Raw genomic sequence first — 17,101 nt, forward strand, 5'->3', positions numbered from 1 at the left:
GCTTATCCAGCCTAAGAAACAATAGCTGTACTGAATTATCGCGAGCGCCTAGCGTTACACCAGTGACCTCAACTTTTCTGCCAGTCCTGCTCGGCCTCGCCACCGGGCTCTCCCTCATCATCGCGATCGGATCGCAGAATGCATTCGTGTTGCGACTCGGCCTCGAGGGGCACAACCGGGTCATCGTTCCCGTCGTCGCGATCTGCGCGGTGTCGGACGCCGTGCTCATCCTGGCCGGCGTGCTCGGGCTCGGGGTAGTCGTCGCCGCAGCGCCGGTGGCGATCATCGTGATCCGCGTGCTCGGCTCTGCCTTCCTCATAATCTACGGGCTCGTCGCGGCTCGTCGGGCAATTCGCCCTGGTGCACTCGTCGTCTCGGGGGTCGTGGCCACGACCGGCATGCGGGTCGCGGTCGTGAGCGTGCTGGCCCTCACCTGGCTGAATCCGCACGTCTACCTCGACACCGTATTGTTCCTCGGCGCTGTCGCCAACCAGCAGGGCGCAACGGAACGCTGGTGGTGGGCGGGAGGCGCCATTGCGGCCAGCTTCGTCTGGTTCTCCGCGCTTGGCTTCGGGGCGCGCCTGCTGCGGCCGATGTTCGCCAAGCCGGCGTCCTGGCGAGTGCTTGATGCGGTCATTGCCGTGGTGATGATCGCCCTCGGTGTGCGCCTCGCGCTCGGGCACTAGCTCCGCAGGCCCAGAGCCGCCAGCGCCATTTCCTCGAGCAGGGCGCGTACGGCCGCCTTCGAGGAGGCGCGGGCGCTGTGTGGTGTTGAGTTCAGCAGTCCGAAGGTTGCGTGGGCTCGAATTCGGAGCAGGGCTTCGTCGTTCGACGGGTGCACGCGCCCCAGCACCTCCACCCACAGTTCCACGTACTCGCGCTGCAGCAGGCGCACCCGGTGCCGGTCCGCCTCGGCGAGGCTGTCGAGGTCGCGATCCTGCACCCGGATCACATCGGGGTTGGAGAGGGCGAAGCGCACGTGAAAGCGCACCAGTTCGGGCAGGGCGGCCGCGGCATTCGTTGTTTCGGTCACGACAGTGTGGCCGCCGGCCACGAGATCCTCACTTACATCGATGAGGAGGGCGGCGAGAACGGCCTGCTTGCCGCTGAAATGACGGTAGACCGCCGGTCCGCTCACCCCGACGGCCGCACCGAGGTCCTCGATCGAGACGCCGTTGAAGCCCGAGCGGGCGAACAGGGTTGCCGCAGCGCCGAGCAGGGCGTCCCTGCGGTCGGCCTTGGCCTGGCTGCGCGGCGTCGTTTCGGTCGGTGTGCTCATGCGAGCCTTTCAACTAGACATTTCAGTTAATCATGACTAACCTGAATTTCAGTTAGTAAACACTAACTGTAGTTGATGCCGGGCGCTCCGGCCCCACAAACGGAAAGATGTCGATGGAGACACTCGCGAGCCAGCTCGACTCCTCCGCTCAGGCCTTTGCGACCAATGACGCCGCCCAGCGGCAGCTAGTGGCCGACCTGAAACAGCGCCTCGCCACGGCGGCCCTTGGCGGTCCGGAGAAGTCCCGGCAGCGGCACCTCGACCGCGGCAAGTTATTGCCCCGCGAGCGCATCGACCAGCTGCTCGACGACGGCAGCCCCTTCCTCGAGATCGCGCCCCTCGCCGCGACCGGCCTCTACAACGACGACAGTCCCGGCGCGGGCGTCATCGCCGGCATCGGCCTCGTGCACGGCCGCTACGTACTCGTGATCTCCAACGACGCCACGGTCAAGGGCGGAACCTACTACCCGATGACGGTGAAAAAGCACCTGCGCGCCCAGGAGATCGCCCTCGAAAACCGACTGCCCTGCATCTATCTCGTCGACTCCGGCGGAGCCTTCCTGCCCCTGCAAGACGAGGTTTTCCCCGACCGCGACCACTTCGGCCGCATCTTCTACAACCAGGCACGGATGTCCGCGGCCAAGATTCCGCAGATCGCCTCGGTCATGGGATCCTGCACCGCCGGCGGCGCCTACGTTCCGGCGATGAGCGACGAGACCGTGATCGTGCGGGGCCAGGGCACCATCTTTCTCGGCGGACCGCCCCTGGTGAAGGCCGCGATCGGCGAGATCGTCACCGCCGAGGAGCTCGGCGGCGGCGAGTTGCACGCCCGCGTCTCCGGCGTCACCGACCACCTCGCCGAGAACGACGAGCACGCCCTGCAGATCGTGCGTGACATCGTCTCGACCCTGCCGCGTTCCCAGGCCCCCGCCTGGGAAGTGATCGCCACCGTCGACCCGGTCGCCGATGAGGGCGAACTCTACGGAGCCGTCCCGGTCGACGTGCAGGGCCAGTACGACGTGCGCGAGGTCATTGCGCGCCTCGTCGACGGCAGCGAATTCCACGAATTCAAGCGCGAATACGCCATCACCCTCGTGACCGGGTTCGCGCACATCCACGGCCACCCGGTGGGCATCGTTGCCAACAACGGCATCCTGTTCGCCGAGTCCGCGCAGAAGGGCGCGCACTTCATCGAACTCTGCGACCAGCGGGGAATTCCGCTCGTTTTCCTGCAGAACATCTCCGGTTTCATGGTGGGCCGAGAGGTCGAGGCCGGCGGCATCGCCAAGCACGGCGCCAAGATGGTCACCGCCGTCGCCACCGCCCGGGTGCCCAAGCTCACCGTCGTGATCGGCGGCTCCTTCGGCGCCGGCAACTACTCCATGTGCGGCCGCGCCTACTCCCCGCGCTTTCTCTGGATGTGGCCGGGCAGCCGCATCTCCGTGATGGGCGGCCCGCAGGCCTCGTCCGTGCTCGCAACCGTCAAGCGTGAGCAGATCGAGGGCGTCGGCGACACCTGGTCGGCCGAGGCGGAAGCCGCGTTCAAGGATCCGATCCTGACGAAATACGAGACTCAGGGCAGCCCGTACTATTCCACCGCCCGGCTCTGGGACGACGGCGTCATCGACCCAGCCGACACTCGCACGGTACTGGGCCTCGCCCTGTCCGTCTGCGCCACCGCGCCGCTCGGCGAGTCCGCCTTCGGCCTGTTCCGGATGTGAGCCATGACATTTGACATCGTTCTGGTCGCCAACCGCGGCGAAATCGCTTGCCGCATCATCCGCACCCTGCGGGAACGCGGCATCCGCTCTATCGCCGTCTACAGTGACGCCGACCGTGACGCCCTACATGTGTCGCTAGCGGATGCCGCGGTGCGCCTCGGCGCCGCCGCCCCGGCCGACAGCTATCTCAATGTCGAGGCCGTGCTGGCTGCTGCGGCGCGAACCGGAGCCCAGGCGATTCACCCCGGCTACGGATTTCTGAGCGAGAACCAGGCTTTCGCGCAGGCCTGTGCCGACACCGGGATCGTCTTCATCGGGCCGAGCGTGCACGCGCTGAACGTGATGGGCGACAAGATCCGCTCGAAGAACCATGTGGCCGGTTACGGGGTGCCGGTCATTTCCGGGGTGGCAGAGCCGGGCCTCAGCAATGAGCAGCTGATCGTGGCCGCCGTCGACGTTGGCTACCCGATGCTGATCAAGCCGTCCGCCGGCGGTGGCGGCAAGGGCATGCACGTGGTGGAACGCGTTGAAGACCTGCCCGCCACCCTCGAGACCGCCCGGCGCGTGGCGCTGAGTGCCTTCGGCGACGATACCCTGCTGCTCGAACGCCTCGTGGCGACCCCGCGGCACATCGAGGTGCAGGTGCTCGCCGACAACCACGGCGCCGTGATTCACCTCGGTGAGCGCGAGTGCTCGCTGCAACGCCGGCACCAGAAGGTCATCGAGGAGGCGCCCTCGCCGCTGCTCGACGAGGCGACCCGGGCGCGCATCGGGGAGGCGGCCTGCGCTGCCGCCCGCAGCGTGGGCTACAGCGGCGCCGGCACCGTAGAATTCCTGGTCTCCGCTGCCGCGCCCGACGAGTTCTTCTTCATGGAGATGAACACCCGACTGCAGGTAGAGCACCCGGTCACCGAGCTGGTCACCGGCCTCGACCTCGTGGATTGGCAGCTGCGCATCGCAGCGGGGGAGCCGCTCACGGTAACGCAGTCCGATATATGCCTCAGGGGGCATGCGATCGAGGCCCGGGTTTACTCCGAGAATCCCGAGCGCGGTTTTCTGCCGACCACGGGCAGGGTGTTGCAGCTGCACGAGGCCATTGGTGAGGGCGTGCGGGTGGACAGCTCGCTGAGTCTGGGGCTGACGATCGCCTCGCACTACGACCCGATGCTCGCCAAGGTGATCGCCTGGGCTCCCACCCGGCTGGAAGCGCTGAACCGGCTCGACCGGGCGCTCGCCGACACCGTCGTGCTCGGCGTGCAGACCAACACCGAATACCTGCGGCTGCTGTTAGCGGATGCCGACGTGCGCGCCGGCCGCCTCGACACCGGCTTGATCGAACGCAAACTTCCCGACCTCCAGTTTCGCGGCGCCGAGGAGCACCTGCTTGCCGCCGGGGCGCTGTTTTTGCACGGGCTCGCGGTGTCCGCCGCCGGCACGAACGTGGCCTGGACGCGGCCGAGCGGATGGCGGGCCGGTTCGCCGCGTCCCGTGAAGTACGCGCTGGGGGTGGGCGCGACCGACGTCGTGGAGGTGCGGGTTGTGGGGGAGCCGGGGGCGGCATCCGTTTCGGTCGGTGATGGCACCGCCGTGCCGGCCGGACTCGTTCGCGTCGGAGATGGCAGGTTCAGCGTCGACTACGACGGCCAGACCCGGGTGTTCGCGATCGAGAAGTTCGGAACGCGCGTGTATATCGGCGCTGACGGCTTCTCGCTCGAACTGCGGCACCGATCCCGGGCCGAGCAGCTCGCGGAACACCTCGCCAGCCGCGGCCGGGTACCAGGGGCGCTCAGCCCCGACGTACGCTCGCCGATGCCCGGCACCGTCATCGCGGTGCACGCCGCCACCGGCGACGTGGTCAGCGCGGGCCAAACCCTCCTTGTGGTCGAGGCCATGAAGATGGAACACAAACTCGTGGCCGCCACGGCCGGCCGCGTCACCGTGAACCTCAAGACCGGTGATCTCGTGGCACTCGACCAGATCGTCGCCACCGTTATTCCAGAAACGATCACGACCCCCGAAACCTCTTCAGACAAGGAAGACACAGAATGAGCTACGAACTCACCCCTACCCAGCAGACCCTCAGCGACATGGTGCGCGACTTCGCCGACACCGTCGTCGCCCCGGCCGCCTACGAGTACGACACCAAGCGCCGCCTGCCCTACGGCATCATCGCCCAGATGGGGGAGATGGGATTGTTCGGTTTGCCGTTCCCAAAGGAATATGGCGGTCAGGGCAGCGACTATTTCTCGCTCTGCCTCGCGGTTGAACAATTAGCCCGTGCCGACCAGAGCATCGCCGTCACCCTCGAGGCCGGGGTGGGCCTCGGCATCATGCCGGTCTACCGCAGCGGCACCGAGGCGCAGAAGCAGGAATGGGTTCCCCGCCTCGCGAGTGGCTCGGCGCTCGCCGCGTTTGGCCTCACCGAAGCGGATGCCGGCTCAGACGCCGCAGGCACCAAGACCACTGCTTTATTGGAGGCCGGCGAATGGGTGATCAACGGCACCAAGCAGTTCATCACCAACTCCGGGTCGGAGATCACCCGCCTCGTCACGGTGACCGCCGTCACGGGGGAGTCCACTCGAGCCGACGGTTCGATCAAGAAGGAACTCACCGCGATTCTGGTGCCGACACCGACCCCCGGTTTCACGGCGCTGCCACCCTATGACAAGGTCGGCTGGCACACTTCCGACACGCATCCGCTCGCGTTCGACAACGTGCGCGTACCGGAGGCCAACCTGCTCGGCGAACGCGGCCGCGGGTTCGCCAACTTCGTGCAGACCCTCGACGAGGGCCGCGTCGCCTTCGCCGCGCTCTGCACGGGCGCAGCACAGGGTTGCCTGGAGGAATCGATTCGCTACGCGAACAGCCGCAACGTCTTCGGCCGTTCAATCGGTTCCAACCAGCACATTGCCTTCAAAATCGCCCGGATGCAGGCGCGCGTGCACACTGCACGCCTCGCCTACTATGACGCAGCGCTGAAGATGATCAACGGCAAGCCGTTCAAGATGGAGGCATCGATCGCCAAGATGGTAGGCAGCGAAGCGGCCATGGACAATGCCCGCGACGCCACGCAGATCTTCGGCGGATACGGCTTCATGAATGAGAATCCGGTCGCGCGGCACTATCGTGATTCGAAGGTGCTCGAACTCGGCGAGGGCACCACCGAGGTGCAGCTCATGGTCATCTCGCGGGCGCTGGGCTTCGCGGCCTGACCTGACTGAATTGGAGAAGCGGATGACCGACCCCGGTACCCCAGAACGCCACCTGGTTCAGCAGCGCGGCCTCTACTTCGAGGAGTTTGACCTCGATGCTCTGTACCAGCACCGTCCGGGTCGCACCGTGACCGAGGCCGACAACGTGCTGTTCACGACGATGACCATGAACACGCAGGCGCTGCACCTCGATGCGGCGTGGTCGGCCACCCAGCCGTTCGGCGAACGCTTGGTGAATTCCATGTTCACCCTGTCGACCATGGTCGGCAGTTCGGTCGCCCAGCTGACCCAGGGCACGATCGTGGTAAACCTGGGATTTTCGGCCGTGACGTTTCCGCATCCGCTGCACCACGGTGACACCCTCTATTCGGAGACCATCGTCACCGACAAACGGTTGTCGAAGAGTCGCCCCGGTCAGGGAATCATTACGCTCGAACACACCGGACGCAACCAGCACGGAGTGGTCGTCGGCTCGGCCGTGCGCACCGTGCTGGTCTGGTGCCGCGAGGGAGCAGCATGAGCGGCCCGTTCGATGGCGACCCGTTCGATGCGAGCTCCTTCGACGACTACAGCGACCCGGCCGGCCTCGACCCCTTCGACGACAGCCCCGCCGGTCTCAGCCCGTTCACGCCGGCCCCGTTCACCCTCGGTCCAGCACTGCTGTTCTGCCCCGCCGACCGGCCGGAGCGTTACGAGAAGGCCGCCGAGCGCGCCGACGCCGTCATCCTCGACTTGGAAGACGCCGTCACGCCCGCTGACCGGGCGGCGGCGCGGCGCGCGCTGATCGAGCATCCGCTTGACCCGGCCACGACAATCGTGCGCATCAATCCGGCCGACACCGACGATTTCGCACTCGATCTGGCCGCGTTGGCCCGCACGGAGTATCGCGACGTGATGCTCGCTAAGACGGTCAGCGCCGGCCAGGTCGAGCGGCTCGAAGCATTTCGGGTGATTGCCCTGTGTGAAACCGCCGCCGGTGTGATCTCGGCGACCGAGATCGCCGCCGAGCGCAACGTTGTCGGGCTCATGTGGGGCGCCGAAGACCTCGTCGCCTCGCTTGGAGGCACGTCGAGCCGTTTCGAGGACGGTCGCTACCGCGACGTCGCTCGCCAGGCCCGCTCCCAGGTGTTGCTGGCCGCCCGTGCGCACGACAAGGCGGCGATCGACACGGTGCACCTTGACATCACCGACACGGCAGGGCTCGAGCTTGAGGCAGCGGATGCCGTCGCCAGCGGTTTCACCGCCACCGCGTGCATCCACCCGAGCCAGGTCGCCGTCATTCGCGCCGCCTACCAGCCGACGGCAGCCGAGGTTGACTATGCCCTCGGGCTGCTCGAGGCCGCCGCAAGCGCGCGCGGCGTCTTCCAGCACGAGGGCCGCATGATCGACGGCCCGGTCTTGCGTCACGCCGAGGCCGTGTTGCGCCGCGCCGCCCGCTGACGGCCGCGCGCTAAATTCACCGGGCCCGCCTTGTAGCCCGGGGCCCAGTTTATAAACTGGGCCCGTGGACGGGGCCTGGGCCCCGTCCACAAGAGAAGGGCGGGTCAGGCGGCCTTGGCGGCCAGAACCTTCTCGATGGCTTCGACGATCTCGGTCGACTCCGGCTCGACCGAGGAGGCGAAACGGTCGACGATCTCACCGGTCGGGGTCACTAGGAACTTCTCGAAGTTCCACTTGATCAGGCCGGGCAGCAGTCCCCGCTTGAACTTGGTGAGCTCCGCATAGAGCGGATGCTGGTGCTTGCCCCGCACATCGACCTTGGCCGTCATGGGAAAGGTCACCCCGTAGGTCATGCCGCAGAATTCCACGATGTCCGCTTCGGTGCCCGGTTCCTGGCCCATGAACTGGTTGCTCGGCAGCCCGAGCACGACGAGTCCCGCGTCGGCGAAGCGCTGGTACAGCGCCTCCAGCCCGGCGTACTGCGGCGTGAAGCCGCACTTCGAGGCCACATTGACCACGAGAACGGTCTTGCCCTGGTAGGCGCCGAAGGTTGTTTCTGTTCCGTCGATGAGGGTGAGGGGGATGTCGTACAGCGCAGAAGAAGTCATTGAAAGATGTTATCGACGAAAGCCTCCATGCTGGCTGCACGGCACCTGTGTAGCTGCAGGCCATCCTGTACCTGCACGGCGCCTGTGTAGATCGTGTATTTGCCCCAAATGGGTGGCAGGCTCAGGTATTCTGATATCAGCTCAGAAATCATGGCGGTCCACTAGAGGATCCGGGTTTCTGCAGCCCGCGCGGCGCAGCGCATTCTTCCGCCGACCGGGCCAACACCCCAGTTTCAGTCGAATCAGCTCCGCCAATGTGTGCCGCTGTCACTCTCGAATGAAACTGTGTGCTCTGACTAGCCGTCGGCATCCGCTAGTACTAATCTCACCAGGAGCACCATGAATTCCTACGTATCGAAGTCCACCAAGCGCGCCACCACCGCCAACGAGTACGTCACGCACGACGTTCGTCGCGCGATCACTGCCACCGGTTACGTCAGCGGCACCGCGCAGCACCTCGAAGCCGGCGACTACGTTTCGCCGCAGCCGAGCGCTGCCGGGCGCCGCGCCGCGTAGCCACCGGCCAGGCCGCTTGAGCGGTGAGCAACACCAAAAGAGGGATTCCGCCACGTGCGGGGTCCCTTTTTTGTGACCGAAAACGCTGCGTGTTGATGCATCGGTAGACTAGTGAGGTACCTGGCCAGTATTTTTCTTGCCCGCCAGGCACGACACGAGGTACGCGTATGCGCGCTGAAGCCCCCTGAGTATTGCTCGCTGGCTTTCGGTATGCCCGATCTCGGTCCCCACACACCTGGACATGCAGTACCGCAGACAACGAAATGAGATTCATGAATAACCACTACCTCGACCTGAGCACTCCGCCGGCACTGCCGGCTCGCGGCATGCGCATCATCCCGCTCGGAGGCCTCGGCGAGATCGGCCGCAACATGACCGTCTTCGAGCACAAGGGCAAGCTGCTCATCATCGACTGCGGCGTTCTCTTCCCCGAAGACAACCAGCCCGGCATCAACGTGATCCTGCCCGACTTCACCGCCATCCGTGACCGTCTGCAGGACATCGAGGCCATCGTGCTCACCCACGGCCACGAAGACCACATCGGCGCAGTGCCGTACCTGCTCAAGGAACGCGGCGACATTCCCGTCGTCGGTTCCAAGCTCACCCTGGCCTTCCTCGCTGCAAAGCTGCAGGAGCACCGCCTCAGCCAGAACTTCATCGAGGTGAAAGAAGGCGAGCGCCGCACGATCGGCCAGTTCGACCTCGAGTTCATCGCCGTCAACCACTCCATCCCCGACGGCCTGGCCATCGCCATTCGTACCGAAGCCGGCCTTGTGCTGGCGACCGGTGACTTCAAGATGGACCAGTTCCCGCTCGACAAGCGCCTCACCGACCTCGGCGCCTTCGCACGCCTGGCCGAAGAGGGCGTCGACCTGTTCATGACGGACTCGACCAACGCCGAGGTTCCCGGCTTCACCACCGCCGAGAAGGACATCGGACCGGCGATCGACACCGTGTTCCGCACCTCCCCGCGCCGCATCATCGTGTCGAGCTTCGCCAGCCACGTGCACCGCATCCAGCAGGTCATCGATGCTGCCGTCAAGCACAACCGCAAGGTGGCCTTCGTCGGCCGCTCCATGGTGCGCAACATGGGCATCGCGAGCGAGCTCGGCTACCTCAACATTCCCAAGGGCCTGCTCGTTGATATGAAGGCGCTCGAGCGCATGAAGGACGACAAGGTCGTTCTCATCTGCACCGGTTCGCAGGGTGAGCCGATGGCTGCGCTGTCGCGTATGGCCAACCGCGAACACGTCATCAAGATCGGCGAGGGCGACACCGTGCTGCTCGCGAGCTCGCTGATCCCCGGAAACGAAAACTCCATCTACCGCGTCATCAACGGTCTGATTCGTTGGGGCGCGAACGTCGTGCACAAGGGCAACGCCAAGGTGCACGTCTCCGGTCACGCCAGTGCCGGCGAGCTTGTCTACTGCTACAACATCGTCAAGCCGGTCAACGTCATGCCGATCCACGGCGAATGGCGTCACTTGACGGCCAACGCCGACCTCGCCATCGCGACCGGTGTTGCCGAAGAGAACGTCATCGTCGTCGAAGACGGCGTTGTCGTCGACCTCATCGACGGTCACGCCAAGGTCACCGGCCGTGTTGTCGCCGACTACGTCTTCGTCGACGGGATGACCGTAGGCGGGGCAGCATCCGCTGCGATGGAAGATCGCCGTAAGCTCGCCGAGGACGGCACCATCACCATCCTCGGAATTCTCAACGCCAAGACCGGCACGCTCTCCGAGCCGGTCGAGTTCCTGGCGCGCGGATTCGTGCACGACGACGAGTGGGTCAAGGGAGCCACCAAGGTCATCGACGAGGCCATGAAGGCCGCGAACCGCATCAAGATCGTCGACGGCGCCGAGCTCGAAGACCTGTTCACGCAGTCCGTGAGCCGCTGGATGAACCGCAAGTACCGTCGCAGCCCCGTCATCACCTCCGTGGTGGTCGACGCGTAAGCAGCACCGAACAGAAAGGGCCGCATCCTCCGCGAGGATGCTGCCCTTTCTGGTTGAACGAACCAGCTACATGAAGTCTTCGGCGGTCGCGTTCGCGATGTCGATCAGCACAAGCTTCGGGTTCTCCTTGGCAATGGCCTGCAGGCGCCACGGAGTGCTGAACAGGGCGAGCAGGGTGCCGTCGGAGCGGGTGAATACCTCCACCTGGCGGGTTCCGGCGAGCACGAGCGCGCTCTCCTTGTCGGTCTTGCGGGCCACCTGGTAGGGCAGCGCTTCCATGCGGATGTCCGCGTGGAAGTCGTGCACCATGCGGTCTTCGACCACCTCGAACTGCATCGGTCCGACGGCGCCGAGCACGGGAGCCTGCTCGCCGCGCACCTCGGAACGCATCACCTGGATGACACCCTCGTGGTCGAGCTGGTCGATGCCGCGGCGAAACTGCTTGTGCTTGCTCGAGTCCACGGGGCGGATCGCCCGAAAATGTTCGGGGGAGAACAGCGGCAGCGGCGGAAACTCCACCCGCTCGTCTTCAAAGATCGAATCGCCCACCCGCAGCGCCGACGCGTTGACGAGCCCCACGATGTCGCCGGGCCAGGCCTGGTCGGTGACGGTGCGTTCCTTGCCAAACAGCTGCTGGGCATACTTGGTGGCGAAGGGCCGCCCGGTCGCCGCGTGCGTGACGATCATGCCGCGGCGAAATTCGCCCGAGCACACGCGCACGAAGGCCACGTGGTCGCGGTGCGCGGAGTTCATGCCGGACTGTACCTTGAACACGAAACCGGAGAACGGTGAGGTGACCTTTCGCGGGTTGCCGTCGATGTCGATGCGGGCTTCGGCCGGCGGCGCGAACTCCACCAGGGTGTCGAGCAGCTGCTGTACGCCAAAGTTGGCCACGGCCGCGCAGAACAGCACCGGGGTGGTCTGGCCGTCGAGAAACAGCTCGGAGTCGTGATTTTGCGACTCAGCGTCGAGCAGCTCGGATTCTTCGACAGCGGATGCCCAGGCCGGGCCTTCCTCGATCGCCGCGTCGGCGGCATCCAGCCGCACCGATTCGGCCACTGTCGCTCCGCCCGCCGTGCGGGTGAAGCGCAGAAAGTCGCCGGAGCGGCGATCGAGCACGCCGCGCAGGTCGCCGGCTTCGCCGACCGGCCAGTTCAGCGGGGTCGGCAGCAGGCCGGTGCGGGTCTGGATCTCGTCCATCAGGGCCAGGGGAGTGTCGCCGGGGCGGTCCCACTTGTTAATGACGGTGATGACCGGCAGGCCGCGCTGCTTGCATACGGCGAACAGCTTCATGGTCTGCGGCTCGAGACCCTTGGCCGCGTCGACGAGCATCACCGCGGCATCCACTGCGGAGAGCACCCGAAAGGTGTCCTCCGAGAAGTCGGCGTGCCCGGGGGTATCGACGAGGTTGATCACGGCGTCGTGGTATTCGAACTGAATGGCGGCGCTGGTGACCGAGATGCCGCGGGCCTTTTCCATCTCCATCCAGTCCGAGACGGTGCCGCTACGGCCGGCCTTGCCGTGGGTGGCACCGGCGGAGGTGATGGCGCGGGCGTGCAGCAGAAGGGCCTCGGTCAGAGTGGACTTGCCCGCGTCGGGGTGGCTGATCACCGCGAAGGTGCGGCGACGGAGGGCCTCGCGGGGAACCTGGGGGTTGGGCACGGAGGCGTCGGTGGTCATGGCTGCTTTCCTGCGGCTGATTCGGGCAGGATACCTCGCCAGCCGATCGATCACGTGATTCGACAGGCGGCGGCCCAGGGCGGATGTGCACCTGCACAGGCAGCCCAATTTTTGCGCAATCTTCAGTCTAACAAATCGGGGGCGCACCGACTGGCGGTCGGCAGCCACCGCCCCCTGTTCGGCCGCCCGCGACGTACATTTTGGTAACGGTTTAGCGTGCCGCCGGGAAATGTCGGTGGCCTCGCCTAAAGTCGGCCCAAGAGCACTTTACGACGAGAAAACCCGGCAGAACGCACAGGTCGGGCGAACACCCCGGGAGGAGAACGCAATGCCCCGACAGGTGGTCTCATCATCTCTGGATGCGATGTCGGTCGACCGCGTACAGGCCGAGACGGGGCCGTCCGAGACGACCGTGGGTTCGCGCCCGGTTCGCCGGCAGATTGTGGGAACCGATCTGTGCGTGCATCCACTCGCCCTGGGCTGCAACGCCTTCGGCTGGACCGCGACAAATGATGCCTCCCTGGCCATTCTCGACGCGCACCGCGATCTCGGCGGCAATTTTCTGGACACAGCCGACAGCTTCGCGGCCGGCCGCAGCGAAGTGATCATTGGGTCCTGGCTGCGTTCTCGGGGCGCGCGGGCCGAAACCGTGCTGGCCACGAAGATCGGCCGCAATCTCGACAACCCCGGACTGACCCAGCGCAGCATCGTCGCCGCTGTCGAGGCGAGCCTGGTGCGGCTCGGTACCGACTACGTCGACCTGCTTTATTTTCACTTCGACGACAAGACCGTCGCCCTCGAAGAGAGCCTGGTTGCCGTGGACGCGCTGATGCGCGCCGGCAAGGTGCGCTACCTGGGTGCCTCGAACTTCTCGGCGGAACGGCTCATGGAAGCCCGGGTGCTCTCAGCCCTCGGCCTGCCCAAGTTTGTCGCCGCCGAAACCCCGTACAACCTCGTACATCGCGCCGAACTCGAAAAAGACGTCGCGGTCGTCGCCCGCGCCCAGCACCTGGCCCTGATGCCCGGCTTCGCCCTCGCCCACGGTTTTCTGGCCGGCGCGTACCGCAACAAAGCGGATGCCGCCGACACCGCCCGCGGTCAGCTCGCCAAGGTCTACCTCAACCGTCGATCGCTGCGCGTTCTCGCCGTGGTCGACCGCATCGCCGCAGCGCAGGGCACGGCCCCGGCGTCGATCGCCCTGGCCTGGCTGCTCGCCCGGCCCGACGTGGTGGCGCCGGTGGCCGGCGCGGGCCGGGCCGACCAGGTGCAGTCTTTGGTCGCGGCGGCGGGCATCCGTCTCGGCCGTAACGACCTGCTCGACCTCGACCGGGTATCGGCCTACTGACCTCGCAGCGTTAGGCGCCCGACTCGTCGAGTACTCGCTGGATGGCGCGCAGCAGGGCGGTGTGGGCACCGATCGGGTCGCCGAGGTTGGCACCGGCGAAGGCGCCGTCGCGGGCGAGAAAGAAGTCGTCGGCGGCGTCCCCGGGCCGGGCGTGGCCCATGCCGCGGAACATGTCCTCGATCGACCGGCCGTACCAGTCCCGGTGTGCAGACACGGCCTGGCGCACCGGGTGGGCCGGGTCGGTGAACTGGGCGGCCGCGTTGATGAACGGGCAGCCGTGGAAGCCTTCGCGGATGACCTGCGCCGAGATCTCGTTGACGACTCCGCGCAATCGCTGTTCCGGGGTGTCGTATCGCGTGTCAAGGCTGGCGAGAAAATCGCGAGCCAGGCGGTCGCGGCCCTGCAGGTACACGACAATGAGGGCATCCTTCGAGCGGTAGTACTTGTAGAAAGTTGCTTTGGTGACCTTCGACTCGCTGATGATGCGGTCCACACCCACGGTGTGAACACCCTCGGTATAGAAGAGTCGGTCGGCGGTGGCGAGGATGCGCACCTTGGCGTGCGTCGCCGGCCGAACGGCTTCAGCTGTCAGCGTGGTCATGCGGCACTCCTTTATGAGGGGGCAGAAAACAGCCCCAGATGAGCGCAAATCCGGGAGTTTTCCCCGGTCGGCTCCCAGACTGTAACACACCCTAGACAGACCAGTCTGTCGCAATCGACCCAACGGAGCATTCCGGCCAAACTGGGGGTAGGCCAGCGAGTTCCCACGGTAGAGGCGGCCGCCCCGATCGGGTCTTGTAAGGTGGTGGATGATATGAACGGTGCAGTCGACTTTCCCCTAGACCAGGCCGAACTCTCGTTTCGGGCCGCCGGCGATGCCCTCGTGCGGCGCACCGTTTTGCCGAGCGGTGTTCGCATTCTCAGCGAGCAAGTGCCGGGCGCCCGCAGCCTCACGATCGGTTACTGGGTGGCCGTCGGTGCCCGCGACGAACAACCGGGGCATTTCGGCTCCACCCACTTTCTTGAGCACCTGCTGTTCAAGGGCACACCGACGCGGTCAGCACTGGACATCGCCATCTCGTTCGACGCGGTCGGCGGCGAACACAACGCCATGACCGCCAAGGAATACACCTGCTACTACGCCAAGGTGCAGGACCGGGACCTCGGCATGGCCATCGATGTACTCACCGACATGTTGACGTCCTCCAAACTGGATGAAGGTGAATTCGAAACCGAGCGTGGCGTCATTCTCGAGGAACTCGCCATGGCCGACGATGATCCGGCCGATGTCGCCAACGAGAGATTTTTCGAAGCCGTGCTGGGAAAACATCCGTTGGGCCGCCCCATCGGCGGCAGCGCCGACGATATTCGCGCGGCCTCCCGCACGGCCGTGTGGGAGCACTACCAGGCCAACTATCGCCCGCAGGACCTCGTCGTGACGGTGGCCGGTGCCGTCGACCACGACCAGCTGGTCGACGCCGTCACCCGCGCGCTCGAACGGGCCGGCTGGGACCTCAGCATCGCGCAAACTCCGGTGAGCCGCCGTGGCGGTGCGCCGGCCGAAATCCACCAAGGACAGGCCCTGACGATCGTCAAACGTCCGCTCGAGCAGGCCAACCTGCTGCTCGGCATGCCCGGCCTGCTGGCAACCGACGACCGTCGCGTCACGATGAGCGTGCTCACCTCGATCTTCGGTGGGGGAATGTCGAGCCGACTGTTCCAAGAAGTACGTGAGAAGCGCGGCCTGGCCTATTCGGTCTATTCCTTCGCGCCCGGCTACTCCGACGCCGGCCTGTTCGGCATGTATGCCGGGTGCACGCCCGCCAAGGCCGGGCAGGTCGCTGAGCTCATGCTGAGTGAACTGCACCACCTCGCCGCTGACGGTGTCACGGCTGACGAGATGAAACGTGCGTCCGGCCAGCTGAGCGGGGCATCCGCTTTGGCCCTGGAAGACTCGGACACCCGCATGTCTCGGCTGGGGCGGTCCGAGATCACCCTCGGCGAGTTCGCCGATCTCGACGAAGCACTGCGCCGCCTTGCGCTCGTCACAGCGGCCGATGTGCAGGAGCTCGCCGCCGAGCTCGCGAGCGGTCCGGTCTCGATCGCCGCGGTCGGGGCCCTCGAGGATGATGCCTTCGCCGCGATCCTTCCAGGCTGACCTTCACCCCACAGCTTGTGCTCCATCCGCCCCGGCGGACTTCTGAACTTTGAAATGGACGATGATGCCCCAGTACATCTACCTGGTACGCCATGGCGAGCAGCAGGATGCCGAACACGGCCTGCACGACGGTCCGCTGTCACCGCGCGGCAAACGCCAGGCGCTGCTGATCGCCGACCGCCTGAGCGGGGTTCCGTTCACCGGTGCCTGGCACTCACCGCTGCAGCGGGCTGCTGAGACCGCCGAGATCATGGCGGAACGACTGCCCGCCCTGCACAGCGAATCGTCGGCGCTGCTGTTCGACTGCATCCCCTCTGGCCGGGCAGCCGAAACGCCGTCGGCCTACGACCCGTTCTTCGGCTCCGTCACCGACGATGAGATCGCCGCCGGACGAGCGCAGATGGAAGACGCCGTCGCCGAATTTCTGCAACCGCGCCGCAGCCAGCGGCACGACCTGCTGATCACCCACAATTTCGTGATCGCCTGGTTTGTGCGTGAGGTTCTCGGCGCTCCCGATTGGCGCTGGGTCGGCATCAATCAGGCCAATTGCGGCTTGACCGTGCTGCAGCAAAAGCCGGGCCGTCCCTGGACCCTGGTCACCCACAACGACCTTGGCCACCTGCCGGTCGAGCTGCGTACCGGGCTGCCGGAACCCCTGATGTTCTAAAGTCGCTTGCAATACCAGTGCGTGGCATTGGGATTGTCGTTGTACGACGGAATGCTTTCGTAGCCCGTGCTCTGATACAGCGCCCCGGCGGTGGCGAGACTCACGTTGGTGTCGAGCACCACTTCGGCGCCTCCGAGTTCTGCCGCCCGCCGCTCGAGCTCGGCCAGCAGCAGGCGCCCCCATCCGCGCCCGCGGGTTGTGGGTTGAATCCACAAATGTTTGACCTCGAAGCGAACGGGTTCGTTCTCTCCTTCGGCGCTACCCAACCGACGGATGCCCCCGCACCCGACATACGCGCCGCTCGCGTCGTTGCCCGCCGGGCCATCGCTCGTGGGTTCGTCGAGCACCGCGAGAAAGATGCCCTGCGGCGGCACGAACTGCTCCGCGAGCGGATAGGTCGGGTGGTAGGTGCCCTGGGGTTGCCGAAACGACAGTTCGGGGCTGCTGAAATATTCTGTGAGCAGGGTGAGGGCCGCGGCATCCGCGACGGACACGGCGTGAAACTGAGGCATCTGCC

Annotated in this window: 16 protein-coding genes; 11 read left to right on the forward strand and 5 right to left on the reverse strand. The window is 65.9% G+C overall.

The features are described from left to right. Window positions 1–62: 62 nt before the first annotated feature. On the forward strand, window positions 63–686 hold the full coding sequence (locus BLS91_RS12105; protein WP_092341003.1) for a LysE/ArgO family amino acid transporter: 624 nt from the start codon (window positions 63–65) through the stop codon (window positions 684–686). On the opposite strand, the gene BLS91_RS12110 is transcribed toward BLS91_RS12105, so the two are convergent. Continuing rightward, window positions 683–1,279, reverse strand: a complete 597-nt coding sequence (locus BLS91_RS12110) for an SACE_7040 family transcriptional regulator (protein WP_092341005.1) — start codon at window positions 1,277–1,279, stop codon at window positions 683–685. The two genes, BLS91_RS12105 and BLS91_RS12110, sit on opposite strands and share 4 nt — an antisense overlap. A gap of 113 nt (window positions 1,280–1,392) precedes the next feature. On the opposite strand from BLS91_RS12110, the gene BLS91_RS12115 reads away from it, so the two are divergent. From BLS91_RS12115 to BLS91_RS12135, 5 genes are read left to right on the forward strand one after another with little or no spacing between them, the layout of a single operon-like run. After that, window positions 1,393–3,000, forward strand: coding sequence for a carboxyl transferase domain-containing protein (locus BLS91_RS12115; protein ID WP_092341103.1), 1,608 nt, complete (start codon window positions 1,393–1,395; stop codon window positions 2,998–3,000). 3 nt (window positions 3,001–3,003) lie between these two features. Then, a complete protein-coding gene (locus tag BLS91_RS12120) occupies window positions 3,004–5,049 on the forward strand; it encodes an ATP-binding protein (RefSeq protein ID WP_092341007.1) in 2,046 nt (681 codons plus the stop codon). Beyond that, a complete protein-coding gene (locus BLS91_RS12125) occupies window positions 5,046–6,212 on the forward strand; it encodes an acyl-CoA dehydrogenase family protein (RefSeq protein WP_092341008.1) in 1,167 nt (388 codons plus the stop codon). The genes BLS91_RS12120 and BLS91_RS12125 overlap by 4 nt, the downstream gene beginning before the upstream one ends. Before the next feature lie 22 nt (window positions 6,213–6,234). Continuing rightward, a complete protein-coding gene (locus tag BLS91_RS12130) occupies window positions 6,235–6,732 on the forward strand; it encodes a MaoC family dehydratase (protein WP_092341009.1) in 498 nt (165 codons plus the stop codon). After that, the gene (locus BLS91_RS12135) at window positions 6,729–7,652 is read left to right on the forward strand and encodes an HpcH/HpaI aldolase/citrate lyase family protein (RefSeq protein ID WP_092341010.1); all 924 of its coding nucleotides are present in this window, start codon (window positions 6,729–6,731) and stop codon (window positions 7,650–7,652) included. The genes BLS91_RS12130 and BLS91_RS12135 overlap by 4 nt, the downstream gene beginning before the upstream one ends. 104 nt (window positions 7,653–7,756) lie before the next feature. Here BLS91_RS12135 and BLS91_RS12140 read toward each other — a convergent pair whose 3' ends face one another. Further along, window positions 7,757–8,260, reverse strand: coding sequence for a glutathione peroxidase (locus BLS91_RS12140; RefSeq protein ID WP_092341012.1), 504 nt, complete (start codon window positions 8,258–8,260; stop codon window positions 7,757–7,759). Window positions 8,261–8,599: 339 nt separating this feature from the next. Between BLS91_RS12140 and BLS91_RS19950 the strand changes: the two genes are divergently transcribed. Further along, complete coding sequence (locus BLS91_RS19950; protein WP_158253290.1) at window positions 8,600–8,776, forward strand: hypothetical protein; 177 nt, start codon at window positions 8,600–8,602, stop codon at window positions 8,774–8,776. 272 nt (window positions 8,777–9,048) lie between these two features. Beyond that, window positions 9,049–10,734, forward strand: a complete 1,686-nt coding sequence (locus BLS91_RS12145) for a ribonuclease J (RefSeq protein ID WP_092341104.1) — start codon at window positions 9,049–9,051, stop codon at window positions 10,732–10,734. A gap of 66 nt (window positions 10,735–10,800) precedes the next feature. Here the strand turns inward: BLS91_RS12145 and BLS91_RS12150 are convergent, their stop codons facing one another. Continuing rightward, a complete protein-coding gene (locus tag BLS91_RS12150) occupies window positions 10,801–12,414 on the reverse strand; it encodes a peptide chain release factor 3 (RefSeq protein ID WP_092341013.1) in 1,614 nt (537 codons plus the stop codon). Window positions 12,415–12,742: 328 nt separating this feature from the next. Between BLS91_RS12150 and BLS91_RS12155 the strand changes: the two genes are divergently transcribed. After that, complete coding sequence (locus BLS91_RS12155) at window positions 12,743–13,759, forward strand: aldo/keto reductase (RefSeq protein WP_092341014.1); 1,017 nt, start codon at window positions 12,743–12,745, stop codon at window positions 13,757–13,759. Between the two features lie 10 nt (window positions 13,760–13,769). Here BLS91_RS12155 and BLS91_RS12160 read toward each other — a convergent pair whose 3' ends face one another. Continuing rightward, entirely contained in the window at window positions 13,770–14,360 is a 591-nt protein-coding gene (locus BLS91_RS12160) for a TetR/AcrR family transcriptional regulator (RefSeq protein ID WP_092341016.1), read from the reverse strand. Between the two features lie 213 nt (window positions 14,361–14,573). On the opposite strand from BLS91_RS12160, the gene BLS91_RS12165 reads away from it, so the two are divergent. Both BLS91_RS12165 and BLS91_RS12170 read left to right on the forward strand, forming a co-directional pair. Then, complete coding sequence (locus BLS91_RS12165) at window positions 14,574–15,917, forward strand: M16 family metallopeptidase (protein WP_092341018.1); 1,344 nt, start codon at window positions 14,574–14,576, stop codon at window positions 15,915–15,917. Between the two features lie 64 nt (window positions 15,918–15,981). Then, on the forward strand, window positions 15,982–16,584 hold the full coding sequence (locus tag BLS91_RS12170; protein WP_092341105.1) for a histidine phosphatase family protein: 603 nt from the start codon (window positions 15,982–15,984) through the stop codon (window positions 16,582–16,584). On the opposite strand, the gene BLS91_RS12175 is transcribed toward BLS91_RS12170, so the two are convergent. Continuing rightward, window positions 16,581–17,096, reverse strand: coding sequence for a GNAT family N-acetyltransferase (locus BLS91_RS12175; RefSeq protein ID WP_092341020.1), 516 nt, complete (start codon window positions 17,094–17,096; stop codon window positions 16,581–16,583). The two genes, BLS91_RS12170 and BLS91_RS12175, sit on opposite strands and share 4 nt — an antisense overlap. Between the last annotated feature and the right edge of the window lie 5 nt (window positions 17,097–17,101).

This window comes from Cryobacterium flavum (genome assembly GCF_900103805.1).
Lineage (GTDB): Bacteria > Actinomycetota > Actinomycetes > Actinomycetales > Microbacteriaceae > Cryobacterium > Cryobacterium flavum.

Excerpts from the sequence above, each read along its gene's own strand:
- BLS91_RS12110 (WP_092341005.1), bottom strand. The coding sequence starts at position 1,279 with ATGAGCACACCGACCGAAACGACGCCGCGCAGCCAGGCCAAGGCCGAC.
- BLS91_RS12115 (WP_092341103.1), top strand. The coding sequence starts at position 1,393 with ATGGAGACACTCGCGAGCCAGCTCGACTCCTCCGCTCAGGCCTTTGCG.
- BLS91_RS12120 (WP_092341007.1), top strand. The coding sequence starts at position 3,004 with ATGACATTTGACATCGTTCTGGTCGCCAACCGCGGCGAAATCGCTTGC.
- BLS91_RS12125 (WP_092341008.1), top strand. The coding sequence starts at position 5,046 with ATGAGCTACGAACTCACCCCTACCCAGCAGACCCTCAGCGACATGGTG.
- BLS91_RS12130 (WP_092341009.1), top strand. The coding sequence starts at position 6,235 with ATGACCGACCCCGGTACCCCAGAACGCCACCTGGTTCAGCAGCGCGGC.
- BLS91_RS12135 (WP_092341010.1), top strand. The coding sequence starts at position 6,729 with ATGAGCGGCCCGTTCGATGGCGACCCGTTCGATGCGAGCTCCTTCGAC.
- BLS91_RS12140 (WP_092341012.1), bottom strand. The coding sequence starts at position 8,260 with ATGACTTCTTCTGCGCTGTACGACATCCCCCTCACCCTCATCGACGGA.
- BLS91_RS19950 (WP_158253290.1), top strand. The coding sequence starts at position 8,600 with ATGAATTCCTACGTATCGAAGTCCACCAAGCGCGCCACCACCGCCAAC.
- BLS91_RS12145 (WP_092341104.1), top strand. The coding sequence starts at position 9,049 with ATGAATAACCACTACCTCGACCTGAGCACTCCGCCGGCACTGCCGGCT.
- BLS91_RS12150 (WP_092341013.1), bottom strand. The coding sequence starts at position 12,414 with ATGACCACCGACGCCTCCGTGCCCAACCCCCAGGTTCCCCGCGAGGCC.
- BLS91_RS12155 (WP_092341014.1), top strand. The coding sequence starts at position 12,743 with ATGCCCCGACAGGTGGTCTCATCATCTCTGGATGCGATGTCGGTCGAC.
- BLS91_RS12160 (WP_092341016.1), bottom strand. The coding sequence starts at position 14,360 with ATGACCACGCTGACAGCTGAAGCCGTTCGGCCGGCGACGCACGCCAAG.
- BLS91_RS12165 (WP_092341018.1), top strand. The coding sequence starts at position 14,574 with ATGAACGGTGCAGTCGACTTTCCCCTAGACCAGGCCGAACTCTCGTTT.
- BLS91_RS12170 (WP_092341105.1), top strand. The coding sequence starts at position 15,982 with ATGCCCCAGTACATCTACCTGGTACGCCATGGCGAGCAGCAGGATGCC.
- BLS91_RS12175 (WP_092341020.1), bottom strand. The coding sequence starts at position 17,096 with ATGCCTCAGTTTCACGCCGTGTCCGTCGCGGATGCCGCGGCCCTCACC.